Origin of the sequence: Bradyrhizobium sp. S3.3.6, assembly GCF_040546905.1 — a bacterium.
Classification (GTDB): Bacteria; Pseudomonadota; Alphaproteobacteria; order Rhizobiales; family Xanthobacteraceae; genus Bradyrhizobium; species Bradyrhizobium cytisi.
In genome coordinates this window covers 159,239-175,660 of record NZ_JBEPOT010000016.1, presented here as the reverse complement: position 1 = coordinate 175,660, position 16,422 = coordinate 159,239, and the positions used below count along the sequence as shown (strand labels likewise).

General features: G+C 64.9%; 16 protein-coding genes. 1 reads left to right on the top strand and 15 read right to left on the bottom strand.

Annotated features, from left to right (window positions below; translation table 11 throughout):
* Nucleotides 1-47: 47 nt before the first annotated feature.
* From ABID59_RS33620 to ABID59_RS33580, 9 genes are all read right to left on the bottom strand, one after another.
* Nucleotides 48-260 (bottom strand): hypothetical protein, encoded by a 213-nt coding sequence (locus ABID59_RS33620; RefSeq protein ID WP_354086212.1) that lies wholly within the window; start codon nt 258-260, stop codon nt 48-50.
* 451 nt (nt 261-711) lie between these two features.
* Nucleotides 712-1,449 (bottom strand): ribulose-phosphate 3-epimerase, encoded by a 738-nt coding sequence (rpe, locus tag ABID59_RS33615; protein ID WP_354086211.1) that lies wholly within the window; start codon nt 1,447-1,449, stop codon nt 712-714.
* Nucleotides 1,446-2,378: a CbbX protein gene (gene cbbX, locus ABID59_RS33610; RefSeq protein WP_354086210.1), complete on the bottom strand. Its 933-nt coding sequence runs from the start codon at nt 2,376-2,378 to the stop codon at nt 1,446-1,448. Before cbbX ends, rpe begins: the two co-directional genes overlap by 4 nt.
* A gap of 98 nt (nt 2,379-2,476) precedes the next feature.
* Nucleotides 2,477-2,884, bottom strand: coding sequence for a ribulose bisphosphate carboxylase small subunit (locus ABID59_RS33605; RefSeq protein WP_148754595.1), 408 nt, complete (start codon nt 2,882-2,884; stop codon nt 2,477-2,479).
* Nucleotides 2,885-2,895: 11 nt separating this feature from the next.
* Nucleotides 2,896-4,356 carry a form I ribulose bisphosphate carboxylase large subunit gene (locus ABID59_RS33600; RefSeq protein ID WP_148754596.1) on the bottom strand — a complete coding sequence of 487 codons (1,461 nt, stop codon included), beginning with the start codon at nt 4,354-4,356 and terminating at the stop codon, nt 2,896-2,898.
* 29 nt (nt 4,357-4,385) lie between these two features.
* Entirely contained in the window at nt 4,386-5,471 is a 1,086-nt protein-coding gene (gene fba / locus ABID59_RS33595; protein ID WP_354086209.1) for a class II fructose-bisphosphate aldolase, read from the bottom strand.
* 14 nt (nt 5,472-5,485) lie between these two features.
* Entirely contained in the window at nt 5,486-7,507 is a 2,022-nt protein-coding gene (gene tkt, locus ABID59_RS33590; RefSeq protein WP_354086208.1) for a transketolase, read from the bottom strand.
* Nucleotides 7,508-7,523: 16 nt separating this feature from the next.
* On the bottom strand, nt 7,524-8,399 hold the full coding sequence (locus ABID59_RS33585) for a phosphoribulokinase (protein ID WP_354086207.1): 876 nt from the start codon (nt 8,397-8,399) through the stop codon (nt 7,524-7,526).
* Between the two features lie 13 nt (nt 8,400-8,412).
* Complete coding sequence (locus ABID59_RS33580; RefSeq protein WP_354086206.1) at nt 8,413-9,450, bottom strand: class 1 fructose-bisphosphatase; 1,038 nt, start codon at nt 9,448-9,450, stop codon at nt 8,413-8,415.
* Nucleotides 9,451-9,566: 116 nt separating this feature from the next.
* On the opposite strand from ABID59_RS33580, the gene ABID59_RS33575 reads away from it, so the two are divergent.
* A complete protein-coding gene (locus ABID59_RS33575) occupies nt 9,567-10,544 on the top strand; it encodes a LysR family transcriptional regulator (RefSeq protein ID WP_354035152.1) in 978 nt (325 codons plus the stop codon).
* Nucleotides 10,545-10,648: 104 nt separating this feature from the next.
* Here ABID59_RS33575 and ABID59_RS33570 read toward each other — a convergent pair whose 3' ends face one another.
* The 6 genes from ABID59_RS33570 to ABID59_RS33545 form a co-directional block, all read right to left on the bottom strand.
* Nucleotides 10,649-10,858: a hypothetical protein gene (locus tag ABID59_RS33570; protein ID WP_354086205.1), complete on the bottom strand. Its 210-nt coding sequence runs from the start codon at nt 10,856-10,858 to the stop codon at nt 10,649-10,651.
* A 139-nt stretch (nt 10,859-10,997) separates the two neighbouring features.
* Nucleotides 10,998-11,417 carry a DUF4118 domain-containing protein gene (locus tag ABID59_RS33565; RefSeq protein WP_148754603.1) on the bottom strand — a complete coding sequence of 140 codons (420 nt, stop codon included), beginning with the start codon at nt 11,415-11,417 and terminating at the stop codon, nt 10,998-11,000.
* A 139-nt stretch (nt 11,418-11,556) separates the two neighbouring features.
* Entirely contained in the window at nt 11,557-12,750 is a 1,194-nt protein-coding gene (locus ABID59_RS33560) for an MFS transporter (protein WP_354086204.1), read from the bottom strand.
* Between the two features lie 67 nt (nt 12,751-12,817).
* Nucleotides 12,818-13,372, bottom strand: a complete 555-nt coding sequence (locus ABID59_RS33555) for a TetR/AcrR family transcriptional regulator (protein WP_354086203.1) — start codon at nt 13,370-13,372, stop codon at nt 12,818-12,820.
* 747 nt (nt 13,373-14,119) lie between these two features.
* Nucleotides 14,120-15,766, bottom strand: a complete 1,647-nt coding sequence (locus ABID59_RS33550; RefSeq protein ID WP_354086202.1) for a GMC family oxidoreductase — start codon at nt 15,764-15,766, stop codon at nt 14,120-14,122.
* Between the two features lie 14 nt (nt 15,767-15,780).
* Nucleotides 15,781-16,374 carry a GNAT family N-acetyltransferase gene (locus ABID59_RS33545; protein ID WP_148754607.1) on the bottom strand — a complete coding sequence of 198 codons (594 nt, stop codon included), beginning with the start codon at nt 16,372-16,374 and terminating at the stop codon, nt 15,781-15,783.
* Nucleotides 16,375-16,422 lie beyond the last annotated feature (48 nt).

The window sequence follows — 16,422 nt, the reverse complement described above, 5'->3', positions numbered from 1 at the left end:
ATGAAAGCCCGGCGAGCAGCCCGTTGAGGAATTGCAGTTAGAGCGCTCTAAGCCGCGGCGGGGCGCTCCCATGCCGCAGCTGCGACGGCGTCGTCTTCGCGTTGCGCATTGCACGCGTCGAAATGCGCCTTCAGCGCGATCTCGGCAAGATATTCGAAATGTTCGGCCTGGCCGAGCAGCTGCCAGTTCTGGAGCGGCCGATAGGCCGCCTGCTGGCGACAGAGGGACGCCAGCGCGCGGTAGCGACGTACGTTCTCCATGAGACCCTCCCTCGCATTCACACAGGCTTATTACCCTGATTTGCGTCAGGCCGATGGCGGTTATGCAAAACATTTCTTGCGCCCACGGCCCGCTTAACCTGGGTTAATTTTCAGAAAACCTGCAGACGCCCATTGGTTCCTATCGGGCGAACCGAGCCTGGAAGCTGCGATGGGTTCAAGGCGTAGCGGCGGCGTTCGACGTTGATGCCGATCAGATCGCAATACTGTTCGATCGGTTCGGGCCGCCCGATGAGATAGCCCTCCCGATGAGATAGCCCTGCATCTCCCCGCAGCCCTCGTGTTCCGGGAAGGCACGCTGCGCCTCCGTCTCCACCCCTTCCGCGACCACCGGCGCGACACAGCGCGGAGGCGGCATTGGCGAGCAGCTTCCGCGGCGAGCCTCCGTAAGACCCAGGGAACACGTCGCGGTCGCGCGCAACGCCTCCGTAATCTACCGGATGCGCCCGCCTTCTCCTGCACGCATCGGCAGCGCGGAATGTTCCTGCAGTTTCGGAACCCGGGCGGCTTCCGCGGCAACGCGAATGGCGGCGATGTTAGCGGCATAGTCGGCACTGCTCTTGCCGCGGAAAACCGCGGAACCCGCCACGAGCGTATCCGCGCCGGCCTCGGCAACCGCAGCGGCATTGTCCCGTGTGACGCCACCATCGACCTCGAGACGGATCGGCCGCTCGCCGATCATGCTTCGAATGCGCCTGATCTTCTCGAGCTGGGATTCGAGGAAGGACTGGCCGCCGAACCCGGGGTTGACTGTCATCACCAGCACAAGATCTAGACGATCGAGCACATATTCGATCGCGCTCTCGGGCGTCGCCGGACACAGGCTGACGCCTGCCTTCTTGCCGAGTGCGCGGATCGCCTGGAGCGAACGGTCGAGATGCGGGCCCGCCTCGGCATGGACGGTGATGACATCGGCCCCCGCCTTCGCGAACGCCTCCAGATAGGGATCGACAGGCGCGATCATCAGATGCACGTCAAAGACCTTCTTCGTCGCCGGACGGATCGCCTTGATGACATCTGCGCCAAAGCTGATATTCGGCACGAAGTGGCCGTCCATGATGTCGCAGTGGATCCAGTCGGCGCCGGCCGCATCGATCGCTGCGATCTCCTCGCCGAGGCGCGCGAAATCCGCCGCAAGGATCGAGGGGGCGATAATGATCTCCCTGGTCATGTCTTTGCATTCCGCGCATCTGCCCCGCCGCTGAAGACACGGCTCGCCAGGACGTCGATGGGATCGATTGTCTCGAGAGCGGCAACGTCGAGCATGCGGTCGAGATCCGACACCAGGCGATCGGCCTGCCGCAGACGAATGCGATCGACGGCGTTGCGGATCGAGCGCGCATTGGAGAAGAACGGCTGGGTCCGGCGCAACGCGATGTACTTCTCGAAGGCCTCGCGCGCAGCCACCGAGAGGCGGTAGCCGCGCTCCCTCAGCATCAGCTCGGCGATGACCAGCAGCTCGGCTTCCGCATAATCCGGAAATTCGATGTGATGGGCGATGCGCGAGCGGAAGCCGGGATTGGAGGCGAAGAAGCTCGTCATGCGCTCGCCATAGCCGGCGAGGATCACCACGAGGTCTTCGCGCTGGTTCTCCATCACCTGGAGCAGGATCTCGATCGCCTCCTGGCCGTAGTCGCGTTCGTTGTCGGGCCGGTGCAGGTAGTAGGCCTCGTCGATGAAGAGCACGCCGCCCATCGCCTTCTTCAGGATCTCCTTCGTCTTCGGCGCGGTGTGGCCGATATATTGCCCGACAAGATCGTCTCGCGTCACCGAGATCACCTGCCCGCGCCGCACGAAGCCGAGCCCGTGCAGGATCTTTGCCATGCGCAACGCCACTGTGGTCTTGCCGGTACCGGGATTGCCGGTGAACGACATGTGCAGTGTCGGTGGTGCCGATGCGAGGCCCGCACGCTGGCGGATCCGCTCGATCAGCAGCAGCGAGGCGATCTGGCGCACCCGGTTCTTGACCGGGCGGAGGCCGATCAGCTCCTGATCGAGCTGTTGCAGCGTGTCGGTGATCCCGGCCGCTTCGGCCTCCTTGCGGAGATCGAAATGGGTCTCACCGCCTTCGGCGGCCGTTGCATGGGGAACGTCGAGCATGGGCACCTCGAAGAAAAGAGCTTCGCCGCGAGGGGAGCGGCGAAGCAGTGGTCCGCCAAGGATACGGAGCAGGGAGTGCTCCGCGCGGAAGGGAGTGGCTATTGCGAGGCGTGGGCAGCCGGCTTGCGTATGGTGCTGTACCGGATCGCGCGGCCGCCAACCTCCTGCCGCACCAGCTCGAATTCAGCCTCCTGCGGCGGGCGGTTGACCAGGAAAGATATGCGCACCGACTCCCATCCATGGCTGGAGTCAAAGCCACTGATGCGGATGTAACGGTCGCCATAGACCCTGCGGCACTCGGCGAGCTCCATCATCACACCGGCGGCGTCCTGGAGATCGAACATCGGCAGGCCCCACATCTCCCAATAGGTGTTGCGGGGATGCGGGTCGTCGGTGAACTCGATGTTCACCGCCCAGCCATTGGCGAGGCAGTACTGCACCTGCTTGGTGATCTGATCGTCGGTAAGATCGGGCAGGAATGAGAAGCAGCCCTGGGTGAGTTTCATGTTGCGTCTCCTCAAGCCGTTTCGAGCGCGGTCGGCACGAAGTCCGGCGTGTCTGTGGATTGATAGTTGAAGGTGACGTCCTTCCAGACCTCGAGTGCGGCCTTCAGCGGCGTACACGTCTCGGCGGCTCTGGCCAGGATCTCCGGACCTTCATGGACATAGTCGCGGCCCTCGTTGCGGGCGAGGATCATCGCCTCCAGCGCCACGCGGTTGGCGATCGCGCCCGCCGCAATGCCCATGGGATGGCCGATGGTGCCGCCGCCGAATTGCAGCACGACGTCCTCGCCGAGCAGATCGAGCAGCTGGTGCATCTGGCCGGCATGGATGCCGCCGGAGGCCACCGGCATCATCTTGTTCAGGCTCGCCCAGGACTGGTCGAAGAACAGGCCATGCTCGAGCCTGGTCGGGTTAAAATCCTCGCGGCAGACGTCGTAATAGCCGCGCGTGGTGTTGGGATCGCCTTCGAGCTTGCCGACCACGGTGCCGGCATGGATGTGGTCGACGCCGGCCAGCCGCATCCATTTGGCGATGACGCGGAACGACACGCCGTGGTTTTTCTGCCGCGTATAGGTCGAGTGACCGGCGCGGTGCAGATGCAGGATCATGTCGTTGCGGCGCGCCCATTTCGCCATGGACTGGATCGCGGTGTAGCCGATCACGAGGTCGATCATGACGATGCACGACCCGAGCTCCTTCGCGAACTCCGCGCGCTCGTACATGTCCTCCATCGTCCCGGCAGTGATGTTCAGATACGTGCCCTTGACCTCGCCGGAGGCCGCCTGCGCGCGGTTCACCGCCTCCATGCAATAGAGGAAACGGTCGCGCCAGTGCATGAAGGGCTGCGAGTTGATGTTCTCGTCGTCCTTGGTGAAGTCGAGCCCGCCTTTCAGCGCCTCGTAGACGACGCGGCCGTAGTTGCGGCCGGAGAGTCCGAGCTTGGGTTTGATTGTTGCGCCCAGCAGCGGTCGGCCGAACTTGTCGAGCCGCTCGCGCTCGACCACGATGCCGGTCGCCGGTCCCTGGAATGTCTTCACATAGGCGACCGGGAAGCGCATGTCCTCCAGGCGTAGCGCCTTGAGCGGCTTGAAGCCGAACACGTTGCCGATGATCGATGCCGACAGGTTGGCGATCGAACCCGGCTCGAACAGGTCGAGGTCATAGGCGATGTAGGCGAAATACGAGCCAGGGGTGCCGGGCACCGGATCGACGCGATAGCACTTTGCGCGATACTTCTCGGCAGCGGTCAGGCGGTCGGTCCACACCACCGTCCAGGTCGCGGTGGAGGATTCACCGGCAACGGCCGCCGAGGCCTCGATCGGGTCGACGCCGTCTTGCGGCGTGACGCGGAACAGCGCGATGACATCGGTGTCCTTTGGCACATAGTCGGGCTCCCAATAGCCCATGCGCGCGTATTCCATCGTGCCCGAGCGATAGCGCTCTTTGCCGCGGACGGTTCCTGCGTGTGCATTCATGGCTCTCTCCTGCTCTTCTCTCTGCATGATTAGGCTGCGACTGGCTCGCGGGCGCCGGCACTGGGGTCGAGCTCGCCGGTACGGTAGCGCCGCGCCATCTCGCTCAAGGGAACGACCTTGATCTTGCTGGCATGCCCCGCGGTGCCGAACTGCTCAAAACGATCGCGGCAAAGCTCGCGCATCGCATCCATCGCGGGCTTCAAGAATTTGCGCGGATCGAACTCGTTGCGATTCTGTGTGGCGACCTTGCGGAACACGGCGGTCATGGCGAGCCGGCAATCCGTGTCGATATTGACCTTGCGGACGCCGCTCTTGATGCCCCGGACAATCTCCTCGACCGGCACGCCCCAGGTCTGCGGCATCTCGCCGCCGAACTGGTTGAACATGTCCTGGAGCGGCTGCGGCACCGACGAGGAACCGTGCATCACGAGGTGCGTGTTCGGCAGCCGGCGATGAATCTCCTCGACCACCCGCATCGCCAGAATGTCGCCATCCGGCTTGCGGCTGAACTTGTAGGCGCCGTGCGAAGTACCCATTGCAATGGCGAGCGCATCGACCTTGGTGGCGCGAACGAAGTCGACGGCCTGGTCGGGATCGGTCAGCAGTTGGTCGTGGCTGACCTTGCCCTCGACGCCGTGGCCATCCTCCTGCTCACCACCACCATGCTCGAGCGAGCCGAGCACACCGAGCTCGCCTTCGACGGAGGCGCCGACCCAGTGCGCGAGATCGACGACGCGGCGGGTGATCGCGACGTTGTAGTCGTAGTCGGCCGCCGTCTTCGCGTCCGCCTTGAGCGAACCGTCCATCATCACCGAGGTGAAGCCATGTGCGATGGCGCTGGCACAGGTGGCCTCGTCGTTGCCGTGGTCCTGGTGCATGCAGAGCGGAATGTCCGGATAGGTTCGCTCCAGCGCGTCGATCATGTGCGAAAGCATGAGATCACCGGCATAGCTGCGGGCACCGCGCGAGGCCTGGATGATGACGGGCGCATCGACCTCGGCCGCCGCCTGCATGATCGCGATGCCCTGCTCCATGTTGTTGATGTTGAATGCCGGCACCGCGTAGCCGTGGCTGGCGGCATGATCGAGTAATTGGCGAAGGGTGATACGGGCCACGAAGAGTCCTCCTGTTATTGCTTGCGAGCGCGGGCGATCGCCCGCCGGGCAGCTTCGGCGACGCTTTGCGGCGTGATGCCGAATTCGCGGTAGAGCACCGGAGCCGGTGCCGAGGCACCGAAGCCGCGCATGCCGACGAACTCGCCCTCAGCGCCGATCCAGCGATGCCAATCGCCGGCGACGGCCGCCTCGATGCCGACACGCGGCGCCGTGCCGAGAACCGCGGCGCGATAGTCGTCCGGCTGCTCCTCGAACAGGGCGAAGCATGGCGCCGACACGACGGCGGCGCGGACATGCTCGGTCGCGAGCAGGCGAGCCGCTTCCAGCGCGATCGAGACTTCCGAGCCGGTCGCCATCAGCGTCACGTCGCGTCCGCCATCGGGCGAGACAATCACATAGGCGCCGCGTGCGACCCGGTTCCTGCCGCGCACATCGCTGCGGAAGGTCGGCAGCGCCTGGCGCGACAGGCACAGCACGGACGGACGATCCTCCGATTCGAGCGCGCAGTCCCAGGCTTCCAGCGTCTCCACCGCATCGGCGGGACGGAACACGAGCAGGTTCGGAATGACGCGGAGAGCGGCGAGATGCTCGACCGGCTGATGCGTCGGACCATCCTCGCCGAGGCCGATGGAGTCGTGCGTCATCACATGGATGACACGCAGCCGCATCAGGGCCGCAAGGCGGATCGCCGGCCGGCTGTAGTCGGAGAAGGCGAGAAACGTGCCGCCATAGGGAATGAAGCCGCCATGCACCGCGAGTCCGTTCATGGCAGCCGCCATGCCGTGCTCGCGAATGCCATAGTGGATGTAATCGCCGGCGAACGCGTCACGTCGGACAGGCGCCTGCGCCTTGGCATGCGTCAGGTTCGAATGTGTCAGGTCCGCAGAGCCGCCGACAAGTCCGGGAATCGTTCCCGCGATGCCGTCGAGCACCTGTTGCGAGGCTTGTCGCGTCGCAAGCTTTGGACGCTCGGTGGCAAAGCGCTCGCGCAATTTCGCCGAGGCCTGGGCATAGGCGATCGGCAGGGCAACCGACTTGCCCTCGATGAACAGGTCGCGCTGCTCGGGCGTCGCGCGTTCGTAACGATCGAGCCAAGCGAGGCGATCCACTTGCCCACGCTGCCCAATCATCCGCCACGCCTTCAGGATCAGGATCGGCACCACGAACGGCTGATAGTCCCAGCCAAGCGTCCGCCGCGCCGCCGCGGTCTGCTCGGTGCCAAGCGGCGCACCATGCGCCTTCTCAGTACCTTGTCGCTCCGGCGCGCCATAACCGATGATGGTGCGGCAGGCTATCAGCGACGGCTTTGCGCTCTCACGTTCCTCTGCGATCGCGTGAGCAACAGCCTCGGGATCGTGCCCATCGACGCGGCGGACCGACCAGCCGGATGCAGCGAAGCGCGCCAGCTGGTCGTCCGAGGTCGCAAGCGAGGTCGGTCCGTCGATCGAGATGCCGTTGTCGTCGAACAGCACGATCAGGCGGCCAAGCTGGAGGTGACCTGCAAGCGAGATCGCCTCCTGGCTGATCCCTTCCATCAGGCACCCATCGCCTGATATCACATAGGTGAAGTGATCGACGAGGCCGTCGCCATGCCGCGCATTGGCCATACGCTCGGCGAGTGCCATACCCACGGCCGTCGCAATGCCCTGCCCCAGCGGCCCGGTCGTAGTCTCGACGCCCGGGGTGTGACCATATTCGGGATGGCCCGGCGTCTTCGAGCCCCATTGCCGGAACGCCTTGATGTCGTCGAGGCTAACATCGCCACCGGTCAGATGCAGCAGCGCATAGAGCAGCATCGAGCCGTGCCCGGCCGAGAGCACGAAGCGGTCACGGTCCGGCCAATTGGGATGGGCCGAGTCGAACTTCAGGAAGCGCGAGAACAGCACGGTCGCAACATCGGCCATGCCCATCGGCAGGCCGGGATGGCCCGACTGCGAGGTCTCGATGGCGTCGACCGCGAGGAAGCGGACGGCATTGGCGAGATCGGAGTGCGCGACCGCGGTGAGGTCGGCGTCGGCGTGGACGGAGATGTTCATCGGATCCTCCCCTGGTTTACTTCATGTTTCGCTTGCGCTCGATGAGCTGCATGATCAGCGGCGTCAGGATCAGCTGCATCGCCAGATCCAACTTCGCCCCCGGACACACGATGGAGTTCGCGCGCGACATAAAGCTGTGCGGCAGCATCGAGAGCAGATAGGGAAAGTCGATGCCGCGCGGATTCTTGAAGCGGATCACGACCATCGATTCATCAGGCGTCGGGATCCAGCGCGCGATGAACGGATTGGACGTGTCCACCGTCGGCACGCGCTGGAAGTTGATGTCGGTGTCGGTGAATTGCGGACAGATGTAGTGGATGTAATCCGGCATCCGCCGCAGAATCGTGTCGGTGACGGCCTCGGTCGAATAGCCGCGCGCGCTGCGGTCACGGTGCAGCTTCTGGATCCACTCGAGATTGATCACGGGCACGACGCCGATCTTGAGGTCGGCATAGCGCGCGACATTGACCTTGTCGGTAACCACGGCGCCGTGCAGGCCCTCGTAGAACAGCAGGTCCGAGTTCTCGGGCAACCGCGCCCATTCGGTGAAAGTGCCGGGCGCGACGCCGTGCAGCGCGGATTCCTCGGCGTCGTGCACGTAGTGCCGCGTCACCGCGGTGCCGGTCTCGCCATAGTCGCGGAACGCGCGCTCCAGCTCCTCGAACAGATTGGTCTCCGGGCTGAAATGGCTGAAATGCTTGTTGCCGCGCTCGGCCTCCGTGGCCATCTGCGTGCGCATCTCGGTGCGGTCGTAGCGATGGAAGGCGTCGCCTTCGATGTAGACGGCGTTGACCTTCTCGCGGAAGAAGATCTGCTCAAAGGTCTTCTTGACCGAGGTCGTTCCTGCGCCAGACGAGCCGGTGATGGAGATGATCGGATGCTTCCTGGACATTCGTTGCCTCCCATCACAACCGGAAGAAGCCGCGCCGCGCGAACAGCGGCGCCGAGACGCTGGCAACGAGCAGCGGATCGCAGTGAAGCTCGGCGACGCGCCGCACCTCGTTACTCGACCCCATGACCAGCGGCACGCGCTGGTGCAGGCTGTCCGCCGCGAGGTCGAGGACGCGCTCGCGCCCGGTCGAAGCGGAGCCGCCGGCCTGCTCGATAATCATCGCCATCGGATGGGCTTCGTAGGTCAAACGCAGGCGGCCGTCGCCATAGCCGGGACGCGCGTCAGAGGGATAGAGGAAGATGCCGCCGCGGGTGAGGATGCGATAGGCCTCCGCGACCAGCGAGCCGATCCAGCGCATATTGAAATTATGGTTGGCGGGTCCGTCGACACCGGCGAGGCATTCGTCGATGAAGGCACGCATCGGCGGGTCCCAATGCCGGCGGTTGGACGCATTGATCGCGAACTCGTCGCACGCCTCGGAGATCTGCACGCTGCTGCGCGCGAGCCGGAAACAGCCGGCCTTGCGGTCGAGGGTGAATATGTCGACACCGTCGCCGAGCGTCAGCACCAGCGAAGTCTGCGGGCCGTAGGTCACGAAGCCCGCGGCGAGCTGCGCCGAGCCGCGCTGATGGAAAGCGAGCGATAGGTCGTCCGGCGCGGGCAGAATCGAGAAGATCGTGCCGACGGTCATGTTGAGATCGATGTTGGAGGAGCCGTCGAGCGGATCGATTGCGACGCAGATCTTTGCTTCGCGGTCTCCGACCTGCGGCTCGCGCATCTCCTCCGATGCCAGCGCCGCGACCGGCACCTTGCCGAGGCAGCGGCGCAGGATCGCATCCGCCTGGATGTCGAGATCGCGCTGGAGATCGCCGTCGCTGTTGCGGGCCGTGGTCAGGCCCGAGGCGTCCGCGAGATCGCCGGTGCTGATGAGGTCGGCGATCTCGATCGCGGCCGCCGCGATGGCATCGGCTGCGGCCGCCACTGCCAGCGCGTGCGGTGCCGTCTCGGAATACCGTTGAAGGTGGTCGTCCAGCCTGAGTTGCCCGGTCATGCGTCCATCCCTTCTGGGCGCCGCATCCAGTTCCCTCCCCGGCGGAGGTCGGTGCGGTCGGTCCCGGCATAAGGAGATTGACAGGGGCAGCTTAATAAGGAAAATTTCTAATTATAATGAGCGCCAAAGAATTTTCTTATAGTGGTCCCGGCCATGCAGCGGCCCAGCTCCGGCATCTGACGATCCGGCAGTTGCGCTCGCTTGCGGCGCTTTCAGCCAAGGGCAGCGTCACCGCGGCCTCGACCCAACTCGGGCTGACCCAGCCGGCCGTAACCCAGCAGCTGAGACAGCTTCAGGACCTCGCCGGCCTGCCGCTGGTGCAGCGGACCGGCGACGGCATGCTGCTGACGGAGGCAGGCCGCGAGGTCCTGGCGCTCGCCGAGCGCGTCGAGGCCGCGATCACGGACTGTCAGGGCGCGCTCGACCTGCTCGCCGGAAGAACCGCCGGCACGGTGCATCTCGGCGCGGTCTCGACCGCGAAATATTTCGTGCCGCACGCAATCGCGGCATTCTCCAAGCGCTCACCGAAGATCGAGATCAAGCTGACTATCGGCAACCGCGAGGAGATCCGCGAGGCCATCCACGGCTACGAGCTCGATTTCGCGGTGATGGGTCGGCCACCGGCCGACGTCAGCGTCGACGTACGCCAACTCGGGCGCAATCCGCACATCATCGTCGCGCGCAAGGGGCATTGGCTGGAGAAGGATTCGGGCCTCAGCCTGACCGATCTCGTGCACGAGACCTTCCTCACCCGCGAGCCGGGATCGGGCACACGCACGCTGATGGAGGGAATGTTCCAGAAGTCCGATCTCGAACCGATCATCGGCATGGAGATGAGCAGCAACGAGACCATCAAGCAGGCGGTGATCGCCGGACTCGGCATCGCCTTCATCTCGGCGCATACGGTGGCGCATGAGCTCGCCGAAGGCCGACTGATCGTGCTCGACGTCGCGGGCCTGCCGATTGTCCGGCAATGGTACGTGATCCGCCGCAGCGACAAGGTGCTGTTGCCGCCGGCGCAGGCGATGTTCGATTTTTTGGGATCGGAAGGCGCGAACTATCTGCCCGAGGTGCCCAATTTCGGCGAGCGATAGCGCCGCCGGCGCTTACCCCATCAGCTTCATTGCGACCGTCGCCACCAGAATGACGATGATCTGGAGGAGGCGCTTCGCTGACGTTCGCGTCGGATGGTTAACAATCAGGCAGCGAGCGGCGTGGCGTAATCGGCGCGCGCGGCGAAATAGGCCTCCAGCTCCGACAGCGCGCGGGCTTCCCACTCGCTGGCCTGCTCCAGCAGCGACCAGCGCTGGCCCGGCCGAAACGCCGCGGTCTGGCGATAGAGCGATGCGATGCCGCGGTAGCGGCGCACGTTCTCGAAAATGGCGTGTCCGTTGACTTGGCCGTTCATGTCGAAAAAACTCCCTCGTATTCCCACGGAGGAAATTGCGGCCAAATCTTTTTCGAAAAGTTAGCGGCGCGATCCAGCTGCACGGATGGTTGCCGGACTGTTGCCCGCGCGCAACGCGCACGCTCCGTACAGCACCTGATTATTGCGAATTCGTTGCCGCGCTCTCGCCGGAGGATTTGAGTCCGCCGCGGCTGATGATCGTCATGCTCGCGCGGCAGAGATCGGCGAGGCCGATCAGGAGCACGGCCAGCAAGAAGAACAAGTTGATGGAATCCGCGCTCGCACTGGACAGCGGCGTGAACTCGAAGAAGGGCGGGATGAACGCCCACCACACCAGCGGAACAGTGAGCAGTGCGGCGAACACCGCTGCCGGTGCGCCCGCGACAATGCCGAGCACGAACAGGCTGGGCAGGAACGCCGCGAAGTAGAGCTTTGCGCCGAGCACAACGCAGACGGCTTGAAGCGCAGCCGACACCGCGACAACGACAAAACCGAGCACAAACGCCTGCCACGACCATGGCCGTACTCGCGGTACGCCATACAGTCCCGCACGCCTCATAGGGCCTCCCCTGCCGCCGCTTAACCAGGCCGCTTGCGACCAAAGTACTACAGCTCAAGGGAATCCGCGAGACGGAAATTGCACCCGCCGGGCCGCCGACCCAACCCTTGGTAAACGGCCACGGCACACAATCGTACCTCTATTCGGTTGCCGCGTAGATCAGGCTCGCGACCGGCAGCGCAAGGCCAATGGCCGAGGCCAGCGTCCAGCCGCCTTGCGCGAACGCCCAGGTGCCGAGCGCAGACCCGGCCGCACCGGCCGCGAAGAACGTCGCCATATAGAGCCCGTTGAGACGGCTGCGGTTCTCGTGCCCAAGCACGAAGATGGCCCGGAAGCCCACTATGACATTGCCCTGCACGCCGAAATCGATCGCAATCGCGGCAACGACGAGGCAGGCGAGATTGAGGACGGACCCGGCCGCGCCGACATGCGTCACCAGGAAGCCCAGGGCGACAAACAGCATCGCGGCGATCGTGGCGATGCGGGTATGGCCGCGATCGGCCAGCCGTCCTGCGATCGGCGCCGCGAACACGCCGGACACGCCGGCGAGCGCGAACAGGGCGATGCCGCTCTGCGTGAAGGCGAACTGGCTCGCGAGCTGGAGCGGCACCACCGTCCAGAACAGGGTGAAGGCGCCGAACAGGCCGGCCTGGTAGAGCGCACGGCGCCGCAAGAGCGGCGTCGCGCGCACCAGATGCGGCATCGACAGCAGCAGCGCGCCGTAATGCATCCGGGCCACCGGCCTGCGTTTCGGCAGCGTGAGACGCAGCACGATCGCGAGCACGATCATCAACGCTGCCGAGCCGAAGAACACCGCATGCCACGACAGCGCCGCCGTGACGAAGCTCGACACCGGCCGCGCCAGCATGATTCCGAGCATCAATCCGGTCGAGACGTTGCCGACGACGCGGCCGCGAATGGCCTCCGGCGCGAGATGGGCGGCATAGGGAATGATGACCTGCACCGCCACCGAGCCGAGGCCGATGAACAGCGCGGCAATCAGGAACGGCAGCGCATGGGTCGCAAACGCGGCCGCGAGCAGTGCCGCCGCACCGAGCGTGATGACGGTGCAGATCAGCATGCGGTTCTCGACGAGATCGCCGAGCGGCACGATGAAGAGCAAGCCGGTGCCGTAACCGATCTGCGTCATGGTCACGATCAGGCCGGCGGCGGCATGCGACAGGCCGAGCGCGGCGCTGATCGGGGCGATCAGCGGCTGGGCATAGTAGATGTTGGCGGCGACCATGCCACAGGCCGCGGCAAGCACGAAGGTCAGTCGTTGCGACACGGCATCCGGCTCGGGTGCGGCGTCGATCGTGGCATTCATCGTCATTCCAAACTCTCCGGCACGTCAAAGTCTCCAGATATAGGAAACGATCATTCCCTAATTTGACAAATGTTCAGGCAAGCAGCTTCATCGCGACGCCGGCCAGGCGCTCGCCGTCGAGCGGCAGCCGCGCCTTGCCGACGACGCGCAGGCCCTGCGTCATGCAGATCATCAGCCGCGCGGTGTCGGCGGCCCCGACATGGTCCGGAATCGAGCCGTCGGCCTGCCCCTCGCGAATGAGGCCGGCGATGAAGTTCTCGTTGGTCTTGAGCTGCGCCATGACGCGCGCGCGCATCACTGGATCGACCGCCGACAGCTCGACCGCACTGCCGACCACGATGCAGCCGCGGCGCCCCTCGCTGCCCTGGGAGTGCTCGACATAGGACAGCAGCACGTTGCGCAATTTTTCGCGGCCGTTCGCGCCCCGCGCCGCCGCCGCGCGGGTCTGCTCCCCGCGCACCGTGGCGTAACGTTCGAAGGCGGCGAGGAACACGGCATGCTTGTCGCGAAACGCCTTGTAGACGCTGCCCGTGGCAAGCCGCATCGCCGCGGTCAGCTCTCCGATCGAGGTGGCATGATAGCCGCGCTCGCAAAACACCCGGATCGCGCCGTCGAGGGCCGTCTCCATGTCAAACTCCCGGGGACGGCCCGGTGGCTGGGGAAAGTGTTGAGACTGACGTGCGGATTTTTGCATTGCGGGATAATAGGGAATAATCGTTTCCTAATCAAGACACCTGGTTGTGATTGGGAGGATGGGGACGGGCAGGCTTGCGATGCTGACGCAGCCAGTCCCGTCATCCTGAGGCGCGCATTCGGCGGCGCATGCGCCGCTGAACAAGCCTCGAAGGATGAACGGCCGAGATGACACAGCCGGGCCGTCGCCCTTCGAGGGCCGCTGAAAAAGCGGCCACCTCACGGTGACGGTGAGAGATTTGAGCTCGCCGCTCTCTCCATTCGTCATTGCGAGCGCAGCGAAGCAATCCAGAGTCTTTCCGCGGTTACAGTCTGGATTGCTTCGCTGCGCTCGCAATGACGGAGTATGAGGCAACTGTTTCGCTCCTCCGGTTCGCACTTTGAATCGCAGACACACGCTCGCATCCTCGCGGCATATTCCGCCCGAGCTATGCTCTCTCCGTTACACCCTCATGAAAGAGGGCGCAGGGAAGGCCGGGTGCTGACCTCGCACCCACGGTCCGCTGTGCGCATGTAGCGCAATAGGAAATTGCACAGCGTCAATGACCACGACGCCTTCAGTTCGTAGGGGGTTGGCGTCAGCGTAACCCACCTCTTTGGTTTCCGCATCGAGAGAAGTGGTGGGTTACGCCGCGCGGACTCCGCTTCGCGCAACCGCGAGGCTAAACCCACCCTACGCAGCTCACGCCACCGCTGCATCCGGCACGCGGGCGGCTTCCATCGGCACTTTGCCGCGGATCAGGTCCGAGGCACGATCCGCGATCATCATCGTGGACGCATTCAGGTTCGCCGAGATCATGCGCGGCATCACGGAGGCATCGATCACGCGCAAGCCTTCGAGGCCGTGGACGCGAAGCTGGTCGTCGACCACCGCCCAGGTCGAATCCGCCGGGCCCATGCGGCAGGTGCAGCCGGGGTGGAAGGTGGTGGTGCCGCGTTCGGTGGCGGCGGCCAGGAACTCGTCGTCGGTGTTGATGTTCGGGCCGGGGAAATCCTCGTAGGCGTAATAGGGCGACAGCGGCGCGGATTTCAGCAGGCGCCGCGCGAGCTTCATGCCGCCGACGATGACACGGCGGTCCAGCTCGGCGTCGAGATAGTTGGTCTGGATGATCGGCGGCGCAAACGGATCGCTCGAGCGGATGCGGACATAGCCGCGGCTCTCGGGACGCTGCTGCCAGGAGGCCACCGTCATGCCGGGCTCGTCCTCGAGCTGGCCCTGCACGCCTTCCTTGTAGCTCGCCGGCGTGAAGGTGAGCTGCAAGTCGGACGAGTCGGCGCTCTCGCCGGAGTGCCAGAAGCAATAGACCATGGTCGGCGACAGCGAGAGCAGGCCGCGGCGCGCGGTCGCCCATTTCAGCGCCTCGATCCACAGCGAGAAGCCACGACGAAGCTCGTTGATGGTCCTGATGTCCTTGACGCGCGCCACCGTGCGCGGGGCGTAATGGTCCTGCAAGCCTTCGCCGACCGGCAGCGCGTGGCGCACCTGGATGCCGTGAGCGCCGAGCAGCTCCGGCGAGCCGACGCCGGAGAGCTGCAGCAGCTGCGGCGAATTGTAAGTGCCGCCGGAGAGGATCACTTCCTTGTTGGCGCGCACCTCGACCGGCGTGCCGCCATGGCCGCCCTTCATGTAGCGCACGCCGACGGCACGCTTGCCTTCAAAGATGATCTCGGTGGCGTGCGCATGCGTGTGCACATGCACGTTCGGCCGCTTCATCGCGGGCTTGAGGAACGCGGTCGAGCCGGAGACGCGCAGGCCCCTGTCGATGGTGCGCTGGCAGTAGGAGACGCCTTCCTGCTTCGCGCCGTTGTAATCGGGGTTGCGGGGGATGCCGAGCGAGACCGCTCCTTCCATGAAGGCTTCGCAGAGCGGATCGCGCCACTCCATCGTGGTGACCGTGAGCTTGCCGTCGCGCCCGCGATAGATGTCCTCGCCCTCGCCGACCCGCTTCTCGAGCCGCCGGAAATAGGGCAGCACGTCGGCATAGCCCCAGCCGCGATTACCCATCTGCGCCCAGGTGTCGAAATCCATGCGCTGGCCGCGATTGTAGATATGGCCGTTGATCGAGGACGAGCCGCCGAGCGTCTTGCCGCGCGGCGCGTAGATGCTGCGCCCGCCGGTGTAGGGCCCGACCTCCTGCTGGTAGGCCCAGTTGATGCTCTTCATGTGGAAGGTCTTGATGAAACCCGCCGGCAGATGGATGTACGGATGCCAGTCGCTGGGGCCCGCCTCCAGCACGCAGACGCTGGTGGCGGGATCTTCGCTGAGCCGGCTGGTGAGGACGCAGCCGGCGGAGCCCGCGCCGATAATCACGTAATCAAATCTATCCATAGTGCCTCGGCCGCTCAGCGCGGCTTGTCGTTGAGTTGATAATTCAAATGCGTGCGCACCGTCGGCCATTCGGCCGCGGTAATGCTATACACGACGGTGTCGCGCAGCGTGCCGTTTGGCGCGACCTGGTGGCTGCGCAGAATGCCGTCCTGCTTGGCGCCGAGGCGCTCGATGGCGCGGCGGCTCTGGTGGTTGAAGAAATGCGTGCGGAATTCGACCGCGATGCAGTTCAGGGTCTCGAAGGCATGAGTCAGCAGCAGCAGCTTGCACTGCGTGTTGAGCGGGCCGCGCTGCGCGCTCTTGCCATACCAGGTCGAGCCGATCTCGACGCGGCGGTTGGTAGCATCGATGTTCATGTAGGTGGTCTGGCCGACAATCTTGCCGGCGGCGTCGAACACGGTGAACGGCAGCATCGAGCCCGCGGCCTGGAGGCCGAGGCGGCGGTCGATCTCCTTGGCCACGTTCTCCGGTGTCGGGATCGCGGTGTACCAGATCGTGTGGAGCTCGCCGTCCTTCACGGCCTCCACCAGCCCCTCGCGATGCTCCTTCGACAGCGGCTCGAGACGGGCGTGCTGTCCACGCAGGGTGATGGGATCAGGCCAGGGCATTGAGGTTGTCTCCTTACGTCATTGCGAGCGAAGCGAAGCAATCCAGAA